Consider the following 18,337-nt stretch of genomic DNA (forward strand, 5'->3'; position numbering starts at 1 on the left):
CGCGGCTCCAGGGCGGTCGTCAACGGTCGGCGGTCTGCTGGTCATGAGGTTCCGAGCCGGGCCGCCGCAGCGTCCCAGGCCCGCGCCCGACCGGGGTCGGGTTCGTACCGGCGCAGGTGCTGGGTGCGCGCGACCAGCGAGCGCATGTCGGCGAGGTCGCCCACCAGCCCCTGCGCCCGGGCCTGCACCAGGACGTTGCCGAGTGCGGTGGCCTCGGTCGGTCCGGCGATCACCGGCAGTCCGGTGGCGTCGGCGGTCAGCCGGCACAGCAGCTCGTTCCGGCTGCCGCCGCCGACCAGGTGGATGTGGGTGATCTCGCGGTCCGCGAGCATCGCGGCCCGGCGAAGGACCCGCCGGTGCGCCAGCGCGAGGCTCTCCATGATGCAGCGCACCACTCCACCCGGGCTCTGGGGCGGGCGCTGACCGGTGCGCGCGCAGTGGTCCGCGATGGCAGCGGGCATGTCCGCCGGCGCGAGGAACTCCGGTGCGTCGGGATCCACCAGCGCGGCGAACGGCTCGGCGCGCGACGCCTCGTCGAGCAGCCTCTCCAGGTCGGTGGGCAACCCGCGGGCGGCCCAGACGCGACGGCACTCCTCCAGCAGCCACAGGCCCATGATGTTGCGCAGGTAGCGGACCGTGCCGTCGACGCCCCGTTCGTTCGTGAAGTTCGCCGTGCGCGACGCCTCGCTCAGCACGGGCGCGTCCAGTTCCAGCCCGGCCAGCGACCACGTTCCGCAGGAGATGTAGGCCGCGCCGCGCTCGGTCGCGGGCACGGCCACCACGGCGGAGGCGGTGTCGTGCGAGGCCACGGCCGTGACGGACGTGGCCTGGGGCAGGGCGGTCGCCGCGGCGGCGTACGGCAGCAGGGTCCCGGCGGATGTCCCGGGGTCACGCAGCGGAGGCAGCAGCGCGGGGTCCAGCCCGGCGCGGGCGGCGAGGTCGGCGGACCATGTACCGTTCCGGGCGTCGAGCAGGCCGGTGGTGGAGGCGTTGGTGAACTCCGCGCCGATGCTGCCGGTCAGCCAGTAGGTGATCAGGTCGGGGACCAGCAGCAGGGTGCGCGCCGCGGCCAGTTGGGCGGAGCCCTGGGCGGCGGCGAGCTGGAAGACGGTGTTGAAGGGCAGGTGCTGCAGGCCGTTGGCGGCGTACAACCGCTGTGCGCCGACAGCGTCGCGCACCTTCTCCGCGACGCCGGCCGTGCGGCTGTCGCGGTAGTGGAAGGGCAGCCCGAGCAGTGCGCCGTCCGCGTCGAGCAGCCCGTAGTCCACCGCCCAGGTGTCGATGCCCACGGACGCGATCGGGCTGCCGGACGCGCCCGCTGCCCGCAGTCCGTCGAGCACGCCCTGGAGCAGCCCCGGCAGGTTCCAGTGCAGGCCGGTCGGGAGGCGCACGGGGGTGTTGGGGAACCGGTGCGCCTCGCTGAGCTCGAGATGCTCCCGGCCGACACGGCCGACGATCACCCGTCCGCTGGTCGCGCCCAGGTCCACCGCGGCGAAGGCGGAGACGGCTGCGGGGGGAGGGGCGTTGGTGGTCACGGTGGCTTCCTCGGCGGTACGGCGCAGGGGTGGTCGGCGCGGAGTGGGGGTGGGGGACCGTTGATACCCGTGGACAGGTGGCGGACGCGGGTGCGTTGACATACGCCCGCGGACGGTGCCGCGCGAGATCGGCCACCGGGGCGCCGCCTGCGCGGCGGCGCCCCGGTGGTCAGCGCAGGAAGGCGGCTGCGACACCCGCGTCGACGGGGATGTGCAGGCCCGTGGTGTGGGTGAGGTCGCCGCCGGTCAGGGCGAACACGGCGTTGGCGACGTGCTCCGGGAGCACTTCGCGCTTGAGCAGCGTGCGCTGGGCGTAGAACTCGCCGAGCTTCTCCTCGGGCACGCCGTAGACCGCCGCGCGCTTCGCCCCCCAGCCGCCGGCGAAGATGCCGGAGCCGCGGACGACACCGTCGGGGTTGACGCCGTTGACGCGGATGCCGTGCTCGCCGAGTTCCGCGGCGAGCAGCCGTACCTGGTGCGCCTGGTCGGCCTTGGTCGCGGAGTAGGCGATGTTGTTGGAGCCGGCGAACACGGCGTTCTTGGAGGCGATGTAGACGATGTCGCCGCCCAGGCCCTGCTCGGCCATGACGCGCGCCGCCTCGCGGGCGACCAGGAAGGAGCCGCGGGCCATGATGGAGTGCTGCAGATCCCAGTCCCTGGCGGTGGTCTCCAGCAGGGGCTTGGAGATGGAGATGCCCGCGTTGTTGACGACCAGGTCGACGCCGCCGAAGGCCAGCACGGCGGCGTCGAAGGCGGCCCGGATCTGCTCCTCCGAGGTGACGTCCACGGTCACCGCCACGGCCTTGTCGGCGCCGCCCAGTTCGTCGGCCACCTGCTGGGCGGCTTCGGCGTTGAGATCGGCGACGACCACGCAGGCGCCCTCGGCGGCCAGCCGGTGGGCGATGGCCTTGCCGATGCCGCTGCCCGCGCCGGTCACCAGCGCGATCCGGGTCGCGAGGGGCTTGGGCTTCGGCATCCGCCGCAGCTTGGCCTCCTCCAGTTCCCAGTACTCGATGCGGAACTTCTCGGACTCCTCGATCGGCTGGTACGTGGAGACCGCCTCGGCGCCGCGCATCACGTTGATCGCGTTGACGTAGAACTCGCCGGCCACGCGGGCGGTCTGCTTGTCCTTGCCGAAGGAGAACATGCCCACGCCGGGGATCAGGACGATCGCCGGGTCGGCGCCGCGCATCGCGGGGGAGTCGGGGAGCTTGTGGCGCTCGTAGTAGGCGGCGTACTCGGCGCGGTACTCCTCGTGGAGTTCCCTCAGCCGGGCCGCCGCCTCCGCCAGGGGCGTGGCCGGGGGCAGGTCCAGGACCAGCGGGCGGACCTTGGTGCGCAGGAAGTGGTCGGGGCAGGAGGTGCCGAGCGCCGCGAGGCGCGGGTGCCCGGCCCGCGCGAGGAAGTCGAGTACCTCGTCGGAATCGGTGAAGTGGCCGACCTGCGGGCGGTCCTGGGAGGCGATCGAGCGCAGCAGCGGGGCGAGGGCGGCGGCCCGCTCCCGGCGCTCGTCCGCGGGCAGGGGCGCGTAGCCGTCGAGCACCGGCCCGAACGGTTCGGGCCTGCCGCGGCGGGCCAGGAACTCCTCGGCGGTGCGGATGATGTGCAGCGAGTTGCGCTCGCACTCCTCGGAGGTGGCGCCCCACGCGGTGATGCCGTGGCCGCCCAGGACGCAGCCGATCGCCTTCGGGTTGGCCTTCTTCACCGCTGCGATGTCCAGCCCGAGCTGGAAACCGGGACGCCGCCAGGGCACCCACACCACCGCGTCGCCGAAGCACTCCTTGGTGAGCGCCTCGCCGTCGGCCGCGCAGGCCAGCGCGATGCCGGAGTCGGGGTGCAGGTGGTCGACGTGGGCGGCGTCGACCAGGCCGTGCATCGCGGTGTCGATGGACGGCGCCGCGCCGCCCTTGCCGTGCAGGCAGTAGTCGAACGCGGCGACCATCTCGTCCTCGCGCTCGACCCCGGGGTAGACGTCGACCAGGGCGCGCAGGCGGTCCAGGCGCAGCACCGCCAGGCCCGGCTCGGTCAGCGTGCCGAGGTCGCCGCCCGAGCCCTTGACCCACATCAGCTCGGTGCCGGCGCCGGTGACCGGGTCGGGCGCGGTGCCCTTGGCGGAGGTGTTCCCGCCGGCGTAGTTGGTGTTGCGCGGGTCGGAGCCCAGCCGGTTCGAGCGCTCCAGCAGCGCGGCGACCTCAGGGGTGGTGGCGGAAGCCATGAAGACTGATCCTTCGCTGTACGGGGGCGGTGGGTAGGGGAAGCGGTCAGGCACCCCAGCCGGCCTGCTGCCCGCCGACCCGGCCGGCGACGATGCGCTCCTGCCAGCCGGAGGCGCGGTAGGCGGCGACGGGGTCGGGGTGCAGGCCCAGTTCCTCGCGGACCTCGGCCAGCAGCGGCCGGACGTCGGTGTTGTAGGCGTCCATCAGGACGGAGTTCGCCTCCAGCACGTCGCCGGCCCGCTGGGCGGCGGTCAGCGCGGCGGCGTCCACCAGGAGCGCCTTGGCGGTGGCCTCCTGCACGTTCATCACCGAGCGGACGATCGCGGGGATCTTGGCCTCGATGTTGTGGCACTGGTCGAGCATGAACGCCACGCCGGTCTCCGCCGCCAGCCCGCCGTTCTTGACCACCTCGTGCATGATCCGGAAGAGCTGGAACGGGTCGGCGGCGCCGACCATCAGGTCGTCGTCGGCGTAGAAGCGGGAGTTGAAGTCGAACCCGCCCAGCTTTTGCTCGCGCAGCAGCACCGCCACGATGAACTCGATGTTGGTGCCCGGGGCGTGGTGGCCGGTGTCCACCACGACCTGCGCCTTCGGTCCGAGCTTGAGGCAGTGCGCGTAGGCGGTGCCCCAGTCCGGGACGTCGGTGGTGTAGAAGGCCGGTTCGAACAGCTTGTACTCCAGCAGCATCCGCTGGTCGTCGCCCAGACGCTCGCAGACGGCCGCCAGCGCCTCCGCGAGCCGGTCCTGGCGGGCCGATACGTCGTCCTGGCCGGGGTAGTTGGTGCCGTCGGCGAACCACAGCTTGAGGTCCCGTGAGCCGGTGGCGTCCATGATGTCGACGCACTCCAGCAGGTGGGCCAGCGCCTTGCGGCGGACGTCCGCGTCCGGGTGGCAGACCGAGCCGAGCTTGTAGTCGTCGTCCTGGAAAACGTTGGAGTTGATCGCGCCGAGCACCAGGCCGCGGTCCTTGGCGTGGGCGGCGAGCGCCGCGTAGTCGGCGACCTTGTCCCACGGGATGTGCAGGGACACCACCGGCGCCACGCCCGTGACGGCCTGGACCTGGGCGGCGTCGTCCAGCTTCTCGTACGGATCCCGCGGGACGCCGGCCTGCGCGAACACCTTGAAGCGCGTCCCCGAGTTGCCGTACGCCCACGAAGGGGTCTCGATCCGCTGGGACTTCAGCGCCGCCTTCACGGCCGACAGATCAGTCATGGCAACCTCTGTGAATCGTTTCATTTGGCCGCAACCCTAGGGGCCGCGTTTCGCCCTGTCAATGCATCGGGGAGGGGTCCCCGGGGTGCAGAGTACGCCGTTATTGAATCGTGTCATAGAGGTTGAACGGCATGCTCGTTGGCACTTATCCCGGACGGTACACGGGCTTCACCGGCAGCGGATCCCCAACCGGGATCACCGGAACTCTTGACGCCCCTTCCGAGCGGGGCTAACGTCCCGGCAACTCCATTGAAACATTTCACCCCGTGGCCTCGACTCAGCACCCTTCCATCGCTCGGGCGACCGCCCGGACAACCGCTCGGACATCCACCCAGGCAAGGGGCCGGCGAAGCGGCCGGCCCGCGGTCCAGAACCGGGAGACCCAGGAGACACCATGACCGACCCCGAACCGGAACGGACTCCGGTCCTCGCGCTGGAGGGGGTGAGCAAGTCCTTCGGCGCGGTACGGGCGTTGCGCGACGTTTCGCTGCGGCTGTACGCCGGGGAAGCCCACGCTCTGGCAGGCGAGAACGGCGCCGGCAAGTCGACCTTGATCAAGGCCCTGGCGGGTGTGCACCGGCCGGACTCCGGCACCGTGCTGCTCGACGGCGCCCCCGTGGTCTTCCACGGACCGGCCGACGCCCGGGACGCCGGGGTGGCCGTCATCTACCAGGAGCCGACGCTGTTCCCCGACCTGTCGGTCGCCGAGAACATCTTCGTCGGCCGCCAGCCACGCCGTTCCTTCGGCCGCGTCGACCACCGGGCCGTGAAGAAGGCGACCGCGGCGCTGTTCGCCCGGCTCGGTGTCGACCTCGACCCCGAACAGCCCGCGCGCGGCCTGTCCATCGCCGACCAGCAACTGGTCGAGATCGCCAAGGCGCTCTCCTTCGACGCCCGGGTGCTGATCATGGACGAGCCGACGGCGGCCCTCACCGGCAGGGAGGTGGCCCGGCTCTTCGGCGTCGTGCGCGCACTGCGCGAGGGCGGCGCCGCCGTGCTGTTCATCTCGCACCGGCTGGAGGAGGTCTTCGCCCTGTGCCAGCAGGTCACCACCCTGCGGGACGGCGCCCTCATCGCCTCCGAATCGGTCGCCGGACTCACCGAGGACGATCTCGTCCGCCGCATGGTCGGCCGCGACCTCGACGAGCTCTACCCCAAGCAGGACGCTGCCATCGGCGACGTCGCCCTCAGCGTCCGGCGGCTCACCCGCGAGGGCGTGTTCACCGACGTGTCCTTCGAGGTGCGCCGCGGCGAGATCGTCGGGCTCGCCGGACTGGTCGGCGCCGGCCGCAGCGAGGTCGCACGGGCGGTGTTCGGCGTCGACCGCTGGGACGCGGGCGAGGTCGAGATCGACGGCAGGCCGCTCAAGGCCGGCGCACCGAGCCTGGCCATGGCGGCCGGCCTGGCGCTGGTGCCCGAGGACCGCCGTGCCCAGGGGCTCGTGATGGACATGTCCATCGAGCGCAACATCAACCTCACCGGCCTGCGCACCACCGCCCGCGCCGGGCTGATGAACCGCGGCGCCGAACGCAGCCGCGCCGTCGACTGGGCGGTGCGTCTCCAGGTGAAGTACGCCCGCCTGGCCGACCTCGTCGGCACCCTCTCCGGCGGCAACCAGCAGAAGGTCGTGCTGGCCAAGTGGCTCGCCACCGGGCCGCGGGTGCTGATCGTCGACGAGCCCACCCGCGGCATCGACGTCGGCACCAAGGCCGAGGTGCACCGGCTGCTGTCCCAACTGGCCGCCGACGGGCTCGCGGTGCTGATGATCTCCTCCGACCTGCCGGAGATCCTCGGCATGGCCGACCGGGTGCTGGTCATGCACGAGGGACGGCTCACCGCGGAGATCGACCGGTCCGACGCCACCGAGGAGTCGGTGATGGCGGCGGCCACCGGTCGCGGAGGGAGCGCGGCATGACCACCACGATCACGGACCGCACGCCCGTGACCGCGCGGTGCGCGAGGAGGAGCGCATGACCATGACCGCCGAACCCACGCCCGCCACCGCACCCGAGGCGCCGTCCACCACCGGTGTGCTGGACCGGGTGCTGAAGGTGCGCGAACTGGCCATCGCCGCCGTGCTGGTGCTGATGCTGACGGCCACCCAGTTGGACAACAGCGCCTTCCTGTCGCAACAGGGCATCAAGGACCTGCTGCTCAACGCCACGATCCTGGTGCTCGTCGCGGTCGGCCAGGCCGTCGTCGTCATCACCCGCAACGTCGACCTGTCGGTCGGCTCGGTCCTCGGCATCTCCGCCTTCGCGGCCGGCGACCTGCTGCACGGCGGCGGCAACCCGGTACTCGCGGTGCTCGTCGCGGTCGCGCTCGGCGCCGCGTTCGGGGTCGTCAACGGGCTGCTGGTCAGCCTGGGCCAAGTGCCCGCGCTGGTCGTCACGCTCGGCACCCTGTACATCATCCGCGGCCTGGACTCCATCTGGATCGGCTCGCGCCAGATCACCGCCGCCGACCTGCCGTCCGGCTTCACGACCTTCGGCCACGACGGACTCGGCGTCGTCCCCTACCTCGCGCTGCTGACCGCGGTCGTGCTCGTCGCCGCCGCGTACTTCCTGCGTAGCTACCGCAGCGGGCGCGACCTGTACGCGCTCGGGTCGAGCCCGGAGGCCGCGCGGCTGGCGGGCGTGCCGGTCCGCAAGCGGATCCTGGGCGCCTACATCGTCTGCGGCGCGCTGGCGGGCCTCGCCGGCGCCCTGTATCTCGCACGGTTCGGCAACGTCGACTCCGGCACCGGCAACGGCTACGAACTGACGGTCGTCAGCGCGGTGGTGGTCGGCGGCGTCGCCTTCACCGGCGGCTCCGGCAGCGTCTACGGCGCGGCCCTGGGCGCGCTGCTCCTCACCTCGATCAACAGCGTCCTGCCCTCGATCGGCGTCAGCTCCGTGTGGGTGCAGGCCATCGACGGTGTCCTGCTGCTGCTCGCCATCGCCGTCGACCGGGTGGTGGCGCTGCGGGTCGCCGGACTGCTCCGCAAGCGGGCCGCACAGACAAGGAGTGCCCACCATGGCTGAGACCCCTCGTGAGAAGGCCCTGCCCGCGTCCGGGACCGGCAAGCCCGGAGGCGGCGACGCCGAGCCGGCGAGCCTTGGAGCGGCCGGACGTGGAGCGGCCGGACGTGGAGCGGCCGTTCGTGGGCCGGCCGGTCGGGGAGCGGCCCTCGGCTGGGCCCGTGACGCGCTGCGCTGGGACACCGTGGTCGGCGCCCTGCTGGTCGTCCTGCTGCTCTGCTCCTTCTCCATGGTGGACAACTTCGGCAACGCGCTGAACCTGTCCTTCCTGATCGGCAACACCCTGCCGATCGCCCTCATCGCGCTGCCGATGACGATGCTCGTCGTCTCCGGCGAGATCGACCTGTCGGTGGGATCCACCGCGGGCCTGTCCGGCGCCGTCATGGGCCACCTGTGGAACCAGGGCATGGCCATTGAGACGATCATCCCGCTGTGCGTCCTGCTCGGGCTGGCGTGCGGCCTGGTCAACGGCCTGCTGGTGACCAGACTGGGCCTCCCCTCGCTGGCCGTCACCATCGGCACGCTGGCCGCGTACCGCGGGATCGCCCAGATCGTGCTGGGATCCAACTCCGTCACCGACTTCCCGCAGCAGTACCTGAACTTCGCCTCCGACCGGATCGGCGGCACGTTCATCCCGCAGGCCGCCGTGCCCTGGGCGGTGCTGCTGGTCATCGCGGTGGTGGTGCTGCACGCCACCCCCGTCGGCCGGTCGCTGTTCGCGGTCGGCGCCTCGCAGGAGGCCGCCCGCTTCGCCGGTATCCGGGTCAAGCGGCTGAAGCTGTCGATGTTCATGGCCACCGGGACGATCTCGGCGCTGACCGGTGTCTTCTGGGCCCTGCACTACGCCAGCGCCCGCTACGACAACGCCACCGGACTCGAGCTGTCCGTCATCGCCGCGGTGCTGCTCGGCGGCATCGACTTCGACGGCGGCAAGGGCACGCTCGGCGGCGCGGTCGCCGGTGTCTTCCTGCTCGGCGCCCTGCAGAACGTGATGAGCCTGGTCAACGTCTCCGCCCAGTCCCAGACCGTCGTCACCGGAGTCCTGCTGGTGATCTCGGTGCTGGCGCCGCGGGTCGCCCGGCAGGTCGGACGGGCCCGGGCCCGCCGCAAGGCGGCCGGCCCCCAGCCACCCGCGGCCCTGGCCGCCACCACCTGAGCCCCACGCGGGCCGCACCGGTCCGCACTGCCGCACCGGTCCGCACTGCCCCCCCCGCACACGCACGTCACCCTCCGCACGCAATCCTCCGCACCCTCCTCACCAGGTCACCTGCCGCGGTGCGGCAGCGAAAGGAAACTGGCATGTCCCTCAGAACCGCCCCCGCCCGTCGTGCCGCGGCCGCGGTCGTCGCCGTCACCGCGCTCGCCCTGACCGCCGCCGCCTGCGGCGGGACCACCAAGAAGTCGACCGACGCCGCCAACTCCAGCGCACCGGCCTCCTCGGCGTCCGCGAACCCCAGCGCGGCCAGCAAGAAGGGCCTGACGATCGCCTACCTGCCCAAGCAGGTCAACAACCCGTACTTCACCATCTCCGACAACGGCGGCAGGAAGGCCGTCGAGGCGCTGGGGGAGAAGTACAAGGAGGTGGGCACCAACAGCGGCACCGACACCGCCGGCCAGGTCTCCTACGTCAACACCCTGACGCAGCAGCAGGTCAGCGCCATCGCGGTGTCCGCGCAGGACCCGGGCGCGCTGTGCACCGCTCTGAACCAGGCCCGCAAGAACGGCGTCAAGGTCGTCACCTACGACTCCGACACCAACGCCTCCTGCCGCGACCTGTTCGTCTCCCAGGCCAGCGCGGAGGACCTCGGCCGCACCGAGGTCCAACTGATGGCCAAGCAGATCGGCGGCAAGGGCCAGATAGCGATCCTCTCGGCGGCCCAGACGGCCACCAACCAGAACACCTGGATCGGCTACATGAAGGACGAGTTGAAGAAGCCCGAGTACAAGGACATCCAGCTCGTCAAGGTCGCGTACGGCAACGACGACGCGCAGACGTCCTTCCAGCAGACCCAGGGCCTGCTGCAGCAGTACCCGAACCTGAAGGGGATCATCTCCCCGACCACGGTGGGCATCAAGGCCGCCGCCCAGTACCTCAGCGGCTCCCGGTACAAGGGCAAGGTCCAGCTCACCGGCCTGGGCACGCCCAACGACATGCGCGCCTACGTCAACAACGGCACGGTGCAGGGATTCGAGCTGTGGGACCCGGCCAAGCTGGGCGCGCTCGCCGGCTACGCCGCGGTAGCCCTGGCCTCCGGCCAGATCACCGGCGCGGCCGGGCAGAGTTTCACCGCCGGGGACCTCGGCTCCTTCACCATCGGTCAGGACAGCGTGGTGGTCCTGGGCAAGCCGACCGTCTTCGACAAGTCCAACATCGGCCAGTTCAACTTCTGAGTTCCGCTCCGGTCCGGCCGGACCGCCAGTCGTCTGGGGTCCGGCCGCACCGGCCGCGGCGCGACCGAATCCGCAGCGAGAGGGAGTGAGACCGCCCGTGCAGCGCGTCTGCTTCGTGCTGAAGGTCCGTCAGGACCGGCTGGAGGAGTACCGCAGCCGGCACCGCGAGGTGTGGCCGGAGATGCGGGACGCCCTGTCCGCGACCGGGTGGCACAACTACTCCCTGTTCCTCCGGGACGACGGCCTGCTGGTCGGCTACCTGGAGACCGAGGACTTCGACCGCGCCCGGTCCGCGATGGACGCCACGGAGGTCAACGCGCGCTGGCAGGCGGCGATGGGCGACCTCTTCGAGGAGCTCGACGGGGTCGCGCCGGACGCGGCGATGGACCCGCTCCCGGAGGTGTTCCACCTGCCCTGACGTGCGTGAATCGATTCATGACAGCTGCCGGGGTGCCCTGCGCCCTGTGATTGAATAAGGGTTTCAATGGAGCCGGCCGGGGGTGGCCGGGACGGAGCGGTGGAGTCCATGGTTGGCATCAAGGACGTGGCACGGCAGGCCGGTGTGTCGGTCGGGACCGTGTCCAACGTGATCAACCGGCCCGACCTGGTGTCCGAGGAGACCAGGACCCGGGTGCAGTCGGTGATCAGCAAGCTGGGCTACATCCGCAGCGAGTCGGCCCGGCAACTGCGGGCGGGCGCCAGCCGGATCGTCGCCCTGCTCGTCCTGGACATGGGCAACCCCTTCTTCGTCGACGTCGCCAAGGGCGCGGAGCGGGCCGCCCGCCAGTCCCGCCTCGGCGTCATGGTCTGCAACAGCGCGCAGAGCACCAGCGAGGAGGTCGAGTACCTCTCGCTCTTCGCCGAACAGCGGGTGCGCGGGGTGCTCATCACCCCTGCCGACCCCACCGGGCAGAGCCTGGAGGCCCTGCGCCGCCAGCGGATCCCCTATGTGCTGGTGGACCGGGTGTCGGCGGACGCCGCCGCGTGCTCGGTGTCGGTGGATGACGTGGCCGGCGGCCGGCTCGCCGCCCACCACCTGATCGCCGCCGGTCACGCCTCCCTGGTCTATGTGGGCGGCCCGCGCGACCTGCCGCAGGTCCGCGACCGCCGGGCCGGCGCCCTGGCCGCGCTCGAGGAGGCGGGACTGCCCGCCGGGGCGCTGACCGAGATCACCGCCGACCGCCTCGACGTGGCCGCCGGCCGGGACGCGGGCGCGCGCCTCCTGGGCCTGGCCCCCCGCCCCACCGCCGTCTTCTGCGCCAACGACCTGCTGGCCCTGGGCGTCCTGCAGGCCGTCTTCGCCGCCCGGATCAGCGTTCCCGAGCAGATGGCCATCGTCGGCTACGACGACATCGAGTTCGCCGCTGCCGCCGCCGTGCCGCTGACGTCGGTGCGGCAGCCCGCGGTGGCCATGGGCAAGCTCGCCGCCGAGATGCTCCTCGAGGAGACCTCGGGTGACGCCGACGCGCACGAGCACCGCCAGGTCGTGCTGCAGCCGGAACTCGTCGTGCGCGGGTCGAGTCTCACCCCGCGCTGACCCGCCGCCCGGCGCCGGGCGTCAGCGCGCGCCGTCGGTCTCGGCGTGGTGGCGCACGCTGCGCAGCATCCTGCGGACCAGCAGACGGTGGGCGCCTGATCCGATGACGAGTCTCCGGTAGACGAAACCGGTCATCCCCGGGAACTCCGCGTACGTGTGGGCCGCCAAGACCGTTCCGGTGGGCCGGGGCGCCAGCGTGAAGACGAGCGCGTAGCGCGAGAAGCGATGGCGGCCCACGAGGCGGAGCCGCTCTCCGGGCGACGACTCGGCGACCGTGAAGCCGGGCACGGTCGCGCCCTCGGCCAGAGCCGTTCCCGAGGCCCGTTTCGCCGCGGTGTCCAGCACGCGGGCCAGCACCTCGTTGCCGGTGATCTTCTGGTGCACGACCTGCCGGGCGAGGGAACGCCACACCGCGTCGGCGGGGGCGGCGACGAGAACCTCGTGCACGTCCACGAACGGGAGGCCGCCGTCATGGTGTTGCGAGCCATGCGACGGGCGGGGCGGTTTCCGGGACAACGGGCCCTCTCCCTCCTGCCGTTGGCAGCAAACCCTCCGGACGAGGGTGTCCCGATTCTGACCGGAAAGGGTGGGCCAATCCGGCGTCGGGGCGGCGATGTGGCCCATGTCACCACATTGGTCACGATGCGGGTGTGCCGCCGGCTCCTGCCGAACGGCTGTATTCAGCCACTCACGAACCGCGGACATGGGCTTCCGGGTGTGCCGCCGATCCTCACGCGATCCCTACGCGGGGCTGGCTAGGGTGACGCTGACCTGGGGTGGCGGGCGGTGGGGCCGGCGCCGCGGGGCGGAACCGGCGTGAGTGCCCCCGGCAGGACTCGAACCTGCGGCCAAGCGCTTAGAAGGCGCCTGCTCTATCCGCTGAGCTACGGGGGCCGGACAGTGGCCGCGGCTGTCTCCGCCCCTGGGTGGTTCCGTGACCTCGTATCGGGGTCAAGGATAGGGCGTCGCACGCCTGCTGCCGGGCGCTTCACCCGCGTGACATCTTGTGGAGGTTCGGTGAAGCGGTCCGATAATCGCAGGCAAGGCCAAAAGGTGCACCGCTTTTGACGGCTCGAAATCCGGCTGTTGTGCACTCGTTATGCCGATGGCTCATTCTGTCCCCTGCCTCCCGTACGTCACATGGGGAGAGTGAGCGGGCCGAATAGGGCAAATTGCCACGAATGCGCTTCAAATGTGCTGCGTAGTGCGGCATTCTGCCATTGTGGTGATCTTGGACGTTCGGCCCGAACTGCTTGATGCGCTCTCCGCTGTGCGGGACCGTGTCGACGCCGCACGCTTCCCCTTCCCACTGCCCGGTGCGGCCCGGGCCCGCCGGACCCGTCTCGAACTGCTGACCCAGCTCGACGACTACCTCGTACCCCGGCTCAAATCCCCGGAAGCGCCGCTGCTGGCGGTCGTCGGCGGCTCCACCGGCGCGGGGAAGTCCACCCTCGTCAACTCCATCGTCGGGCGCCGCGTCAGCGCATCCGGAGTGCTGCGCCCCACCACCCGCACCCCCGTCCTGGTGTGCCACCCCGAGGACCGCGCGTGGTTCGCCGACCCCAGGGTGCTGCCGCGGCTCACCCGCACCTGGTCGGTACGCCAGCGCACCCGCGCCGACGAGGACGGTCCGTACCGCGGTGAGGCCGACGCCGCCGCCCGGGGTGGGGGAAGGGCGGAGCTGCGCCTGGAGTCCGACGACTCGCTGCCCCGGGGCCTCGCCCTGCTCGACGCGCCGGACATCGACTCCCTCGTCACCCGCAACCGCGAGCTGGCCGCCGAGCTCATCTGCGCCGCAGACATCTGGGTCCTGGTCACCACCTCCGCCCGCTACGCCGACGCCGTGCCGTGGCACCTCCTGCGCACCGCCAGGGACTACGACGTCACTCTCGCCACCGTGCTCGACCGGGTGCCGCACCAGATCGCCGACGACGTCGGCGGCCACTACGCCTCGCTCCTGGCCAAGGCCGGCCTCGGGGACGTGCCCCGCTTCACCATCCCCGAGTTGCCCGAGTCTGCGGGCGGCGGCGGACTCCTGCCGCAGACCACCGTCGCCCCGCTCCGCGCCTGGCTGGCCCACTGCGCGGAGGATCCGGCGGCACGGCAGCACGCCGCCCGGCGCACCGCTGTCGGCACGCTGGACTCACTGCGCCGCCGGCTGCCGTCCCTCGCGGCCGCGTCCGCCGCGCAGCACGCCGCAGCGGTCCGCCTCGCCCGCGCGGCCGAAGAGGCCTATCAGCAGGCCGCCCTCCGCATCGGCACCGCGATCTGCGCCGGTGCGCCCCTCGCCGGCGAGGCACTGGCCCACTGGCGGGGCTACCCGGCCTGCGGAGCCGAGACCCTCCAACGAGCCCTCACCGACGAACTCGCCGCGCTGCTGCGGACGGAGACCGACGCCGCCGACGAGCAGATCGCCGAGGCCTGGCGGCTGGACCCGGCCGGAGCGGCTCTTCTCGGTGCCCCCGACGCCCGCCCCGACCGCGACCGGGTGGCCGTGGCCGCCCGCATCGACAAGGCCGTACGCCGCTGGCGGCACGCCCTCACCGAACTCGCCCACGCGGAGGTCCGCGCCATGAGGGCAGGCGACAGGCCACCCGCTGACCGCCGGTCGGTCACGGTGCTGCTGACCACCGCGCTGCTCGGCGGGCGGCCGGGCCGTGCGGCGGGGGAGCGGCTCGCCGAGACCGTGGGCGCGCAGTCCGCCCTGTCCCTGTGCGACGCCGCCCGTGACCAGCTCGACGCTGCCGTGGCGGCCCTGCTGCGGGCCGAGCGGGAGCGGCGGCTGGCGCCGGTCGACCGCAGCGACGTCACACCGGTCCAGCAGTCCGCGCTGATCGCGACCCTGTCCGCACTGCAGAAGGAGAGGTGACCGGGTTGGCCACCACCCGACCGTCCCCGGCAGCCCGCGACGCGGCCCCCCTCGCGGGCCTGGCACGTCCCCGTACGGAGTTCCCCGCGGCCGACCCGCTCGCCGCTCGGATCGACGCGCTCGGTGAGCTCCTCGGACTGTCCAGAACCCGGATCAGCCCGGACGCACTCGCGGAGTCGAGTGATCTGCTGGCCCGCGTGGGAGAGCGGCGGCGGCTTTCGACCGACCACACCGTGGTCGCCCTGGCCGGCGCCACCGGGAGCGGCAAGTCCAGCCTGTTCAACGCGCTGGCCGGGCGGGACCTGTCGCGCACCGGGGTTCGGCGGCCGACCACCGCGCTCCCCGTCGCCTGCGCCTGGGGGACGGAGCAGGCGACAGGGCTGATGGACCGGCTGGGCATCGCCCTCCAGGACCGGCACACCGGATGGAACCTTCCGGAGACTGCCTCGGCCCCCTGGCCCGGGGGCGCTGGGAGCGCCTCTCGTGGCGCTGCACACTTTTCAGTTGGCGGCGGTCGCGAGACCGGTGCGGGCCTCGCAGACGCCAAGGAACGAAGCCTCGACGGGCTGGTGCTCGTCGACCTCCCGGACCACGACTCCGCCGCCACCGAGCACCGCGAGCAGGTGGACCGCCTGCTGCGGTTGGTGGACGTCGTCGTCTGGGTGCTGGACCCCGAGAAGTACGCCGATGCCGCACTGCACGAGCGCTACCTGCGCCCCCTCGCGGGACACGCCGATGTCACCGTGCTGGTGCTCAACCAGGTCGACCGGTTGCCGGGCGACGCGGCCGAGATGGTCCTCGACGACCTGCGGCGGCTGCTCGACGAGGACGGACTCGCGGTCGGCGAGCACGGGGAGGCCGGGGCCGTCGTGCTCGCCTCCTCCGCTCTCACCGGGCAGGGCGTCGGGGACCTGCGCGCCGTGCTGGCCCAGGTCACCGCCGAGCGCGCCGCGTCGGGGCGGCGGCTGGCGGCCGACATGGACCGCGCGGCGAGCAGTCTCCACCCGCTCTACGTCGGCGAGGGCGGCGCCGGGCTCACCGATCCGGCGCGCGAGGAGTTCATCGACCGGCTCGGCGACGCGGTGGGCGCTTCCGGGGCCGGTCAGTCAGCGGAAAGGGACTGGGGGCGTGCCGCCCGCGTCGCGTGCGGCACTCCGTGGAGTCGGTTGCTCACAGAACGGACTGCTCCCGGCGGCTGTTCCCGATCCGGGCGGAAAGCGCGTAGTTCACACGTTCGAGTGATGGGGCGGCGATCGCGGCCGACGTGGGGTTTCGGCGCCGGCGCCGCGAGCGGCAAGGGGGCCGCGGTCGCCGCTGCCGCCGGAGCGCGGGGACGTCGTTCCGGGCCCGCGGGGGCGGGCACCGCTTCGCGATCCGCGGTGGCCGAGGCGGTGCGCGGCCTGGCCGCCGATGCCTCGCGCGGCCTGCCGGAGCCGTGGGCCCAGGCTGTACGCGAGGCCGCGCGGCGGGGTGGCGAGGAGCTGCCGGAAGCGCTCGACGCCGCCGTGGAACGGGTCCGGCGCGGCAGGCCGGAACGGCCCGGCTGGTGGTCGGCGGCCGCAGGCGTGCAGTGGCTGCTGACGCTCCTCGCTCTGGCCGGTGCGGTGTCCCTGACCGCGGTGCTCGCGGGCTGGCTCGGCTGGGCGTGGTGGCTGCCGCCGGCCATGATCGCCGCCGGCGGGCTGGGTGGTCCGCTGGTCGCGGTCGTCAGCAGGTTCGCCGCTCGCGGGCCCGCCCGGCGCTACGGGCAGGCCGCCGAGCGGCGACTGCGCGACGCGGCCGCGGACTGCGGGCGTGCTCGCGTTCTCGAACCGGTCGCGGCCGAGGTCATGCGGTATCGCGAAGTCCGCGAGCAGTACGCCGTCGTTGCGGGAGCCGTCCTCGCTCCCCGGAGTCACTCGCACGAGTGACAAAGTTATCCACAATAGGCGGTTTATCCACAGATTGATTCTGGTTTCTCCAGGCGGACGGGAATTCGCGCACGATGTCCTCATCGCGGTCCAACCAGGACCGCGAACAACGAAGGAGGACGGTGCCATGAACGAGACCCTGGTCACCATCGTGGGAAATGTCGCGACCGAGCCGGAAACGCAGGTGACGGCGACGGGCGTGAGCGTCACGAGGTTCCGGCTGGCGACCACCTCGCGCCGCTTCGATCCCGAACGCGGAGCGTGGACGGACGGCCCCACGAGCTTCTACACCGTGCGTGCGTGGCGTGCGCTCGCGGGCAACATCAAGGAGTCCGTCTGCGTCGGTGAACCGCTGGTCGTCCAGGGAAGACTGAGGATCCGTGAGGACGAGGTGGACGGGCGGCGCTTCGTCGCCGCGGAGATCGACGCCCAGTCCCTCGGGCATGATCTGTCGCGTGGCGTGGCCCGGTTCACCCGCGTCCATGCCGCCCCTGCTCCAACCCGGGCGCATCCGGACGGCGTTGCCCCACCCGATCCGGCCTCCGTGCCCTGACGGTCCGGCGCCGCGCGTCGGTCGGGCGACGCGCGGAATTACTTCGGGTACTTATCGACAATTCCTGGAATCATGCCTGTCCGGCATAACGATTGGGAACCAATAGTGCGCCAACCGTGGTGGTTGTGTGACAGGTGATTCCTAGGATTTCGTCGTTCGCACGCACGGGATTCGGAACTGCAGGCGAGACCACCCTCGAAACGACCACGGCCTCGCCCGGAGGGGAAACACATGTTCAAGACCACAAGGCGGAGCGCTGCCCGCCTCGCGACGGCCGGCATCGCCGCCGGTCTGCTCGCGGCCGGCGCGCTCGCGACCGCCGGCGCAGCGCTCGCCGACGGCGTCACGCCGTCCTCCAGCGGGGCGACCGCGGTCCTCAAGGGACTCGAGCCCGGCAAGTACGACACCGCCGTCGTGGACGGCGACCCCGGTAACACCGTGGCCGCCGGTCTCTTCGAGATGAGCGTCGCCGGCGGCGGCACCATCGAGACCTACTGCATCGACTTCAACCACCACACGCAGCCGTCGGCCTCCTACAACGAGGTGGCCTGGGGCGACTCGACGCTCGGGCACAACCCGAACGCCGGCAAGATCGCCTGGATACTCAACAACTCGTACCCGAAGGTGGACGCCGCCGCACTGGCCTCCACTCTCAAGGCGGGCGGCGTCAACCTCGACCACCCGCTGACCGACGCCCTCGCCGCTGCCGGCACCCAGGTGGCGATCTGGCACCTCTCGGACCCCGAGGTGCACGTCCAGGCCAAGGACAGCGATGCCAAGGCGCTGTCGGACTACCTGGACACCCACGCCGGGACGCTGGACGAGCCGAAGCCGTCGCTGACCCTCGACCCGGCCGCGGTGTCGGGCAAGTCCGGCGACCGCATAGGCCCGATCACCGTGCACACGAGCGCGGCGAACGTCGACGTGGCCCTCGGCGCGGGCGTGCCGGCCGGTGTGAAGATCGTCGACGCGGCCGGCAAGGCGGTCACCACGGCGCAGAACGGCTCGCAGCTGTACTTCCAGATTCCGGCGGGCACCAGTGACGGCTCCACTACGGTCACGGTCTCGGCGACCACGGAGATCGCGGTCGGACG

14 protein-coding genes and 1 tRNA gene are annotated in these 18,337 nt (G+C 72.1%); 10 read left to right on the forward strand and 5 right to left on the reverse strand.

Going from position 1 to position 18,337, the window contains the following annotated elements; all coding sequences use genetic code 11:
* Positions 1-41 precede the first annotated feature (41 nt).
* From K7862_RS35755 to rhaI, 3 genes are all read right to left on the reverse strand, one after another.
* A complete protein-coding gene (locus tag K7862_RS35755; RefSeq protein ID WP_222969698.1) occupies positions 42-1,637 on the reverse strand; it encodes a rhamnulokinase in 1,596 nt (531 codons plus the stop codon).
* Positions 1,638-1,704: 67 nt separating this feature from the next.
* On the reverse strand, positions 1,705-3,750 hold the full coding sequence (locus K7862_RS35760) for a bifunctional aldolase/short-chain dehydrogenase (protein WP_222969700.1): 2,046 nt from the start codon (positions 3,748-3,750) through the stop codon (positions 1,705-1,707).
* 46 nt (positions 3,751-3,796) lie between these two features.
* Positions 3,797-4,963: an L-rhamnose isomerase gene (gene rhaI / locus K7862_RS35765; RefSeq protein WP_222969702.1), complete on the reverse strand. Its 1,167-nt coding sequence runs from the start codon at positions 4,961-4,963 to the stop codon at positions 3,797-3,799.
* Positions 4,964-5,357: 394 nt separating this feature from the next.
* Between rhaI and K7862_RS35770 the strand changes: the two genes are divergently transcribed.
* The 6 genes from K7862_RS35770 to K7862_RS35795 all read left to right on the forward strand — a co-directional run bounded on the left by K7862_RS35770 (position 5,358) and on the right by K7862_RS35795 (position 11,911).
* A complete protein-coding gene (locus K7862_RS35770) occupies positions 5,358-6,878 on the forward strand; it encodes a sugar ABC transporter ATP-binding protein (RefSeq protein ID WP_222969704.1) in 1,521 nt (506 codons plus the stop codon).
* A 55-nt stretch (positions 6,879-6,933) separates the two neighbouring features.
* A complete protein-coding gene (locus tag K7862_RS35775) occupies positions 6,934-7,986 on the forward strand; it encodes an ABC transporter permease (protein WP_222969706.1) in 1,053 nt (350 codons plus the stop codon).
* Positions 7,979-9,139, forward strand: a complete 1,161-nt coding sequence (locus tag K7862_RS35780) for an ABC transporter permease (protein WP_222969708.1) — start codon at positions 7,979-7,981, stop codon at positions 9,137-9,139. The genes K7862_RS35775 and K7862_RS35780 overlap by 8 nt, the downstream gene beginning before the upstream one ends.
* Positions 9,140-9,282: 143 nt before the next feature.
* On the forward strand, positions 9,283-10,374 hold the full coding sequence (gene rhaS, locus K7862_RS35785; protein WP_222969709.1) for a rhamnose ABC transporter substrate-binding protein: 1,092 nt from the start codon (positions 9,283-9,285) through the stop codon (positions 10,372-10,374).
* 97 nt (positions 10,375-10,471) lie between these two features.
* Positions 10,472-10,792 (forward strand): L-rhamnose mutarotase, encoded by a 321-nt coding sequence (locus K7862_RS35790; protein ID WP_222969711.1) that lies wholly within the window; start codon positions 10,472-10,474, stop codon positions 10,790-10,792.
* Between the two features lie 99 nt (positions 10,793-10,891).
* Positions 10,892-11,911 (forward strand): LacI family DNA-binding transcriptional regulator, encoded by a 1,020-nt coding sequence (locus tag K7862_RS35795; RefSeq protein ID WP_222969713.1) that lies wholly within the window; start codon positions 10,892-10,894, stop codon positions 11,909-11,911.
* Between the two features lie 21 nt (positions 11,912-11,932).
* Here the strand turns inward: K7862_RS35795 and K7862_RS35800 are convergent, their stop codons facing one another.
* Together K7862_RS35800 and K7862_RS35805 are read right to left on the reverse strand one after the other, a co-directional pair.
* Entirely contained in the window at positions 11,933-12,364 is a 432-nt protein-coding gene (locus K7862_RS35800) for an SRPBCC family protein (protein ID WP_308012364.1), read from the reverse strand.
* Between the two features lie 368 nt (positions 12,365-12,732).
* Positions 12,733-12,805 (reverse strand) — tRNA-Arg (locus tag K7862_RS35805).
* 337 nt (positions 12,806-13,142) lie between these two features.
* Between K7862_RS35805 and K7862_RS35810 the strand changes: the two genes are divergently transcribed.
* The 4 genes from K7862_RS35810 to K7862_RS35825 all read left to right on the forward strand — a co-directional run.
* Entirely contained in the window at positions 13,143-14,780 is a 1,638-nt protein-coding gene (locus K7862_RS35810; protein WP_222969717.1) for a dynamin family protein, read from the forward strand.
* A gap of 5 nt (positions 14,781-14,785) precedes the next feature.
* Positions 14,786-16,690, forward strand: coding sequence for a GTPase (locus tag K7862_RS35815; RefSeq protein ID WP_262414320.1), 1,905 nt, complete (start codon positions 14,786-14,788; stop codon positions 16,688-16,690).
* A 127-nt stretch (positions 16,691-16,817) separates the two neighbouring features.
* Positions 16,818-17,243 carry a single-stranded DNA-binding protein gene (locus tag K7862_RS35820; RefSeq protein ID WP_222969721.1) on the forward strand — a complete coding sequence of 142 codons (426 nt, stop codon included), beginning with the start codon at positions 16,818-16,820 and terminating at the stop codon, positions 17,241-17,243.
* 231 nt (positions 17,244-17,474) lie between these two features.
* On the forward strand, positions 17,475-18,337 hold an 863-nt coding region (locus K7862_RS35825), incomplete at its 3' end, for a thioester domain-containing protein (protein ID WP_222969723.1).

This window comes from Actinacidiphila acidipaludis (assembly GCF_019890725.1).
In the GTDB taxonomy this organism is placed as follows: domain Bacteria; phylum Actinomycetota; class Actinomycetes; order Streptomycetales; family Streptomycetaceae; genus Actinacidiphila; species Actinacidiphila acidipaludis.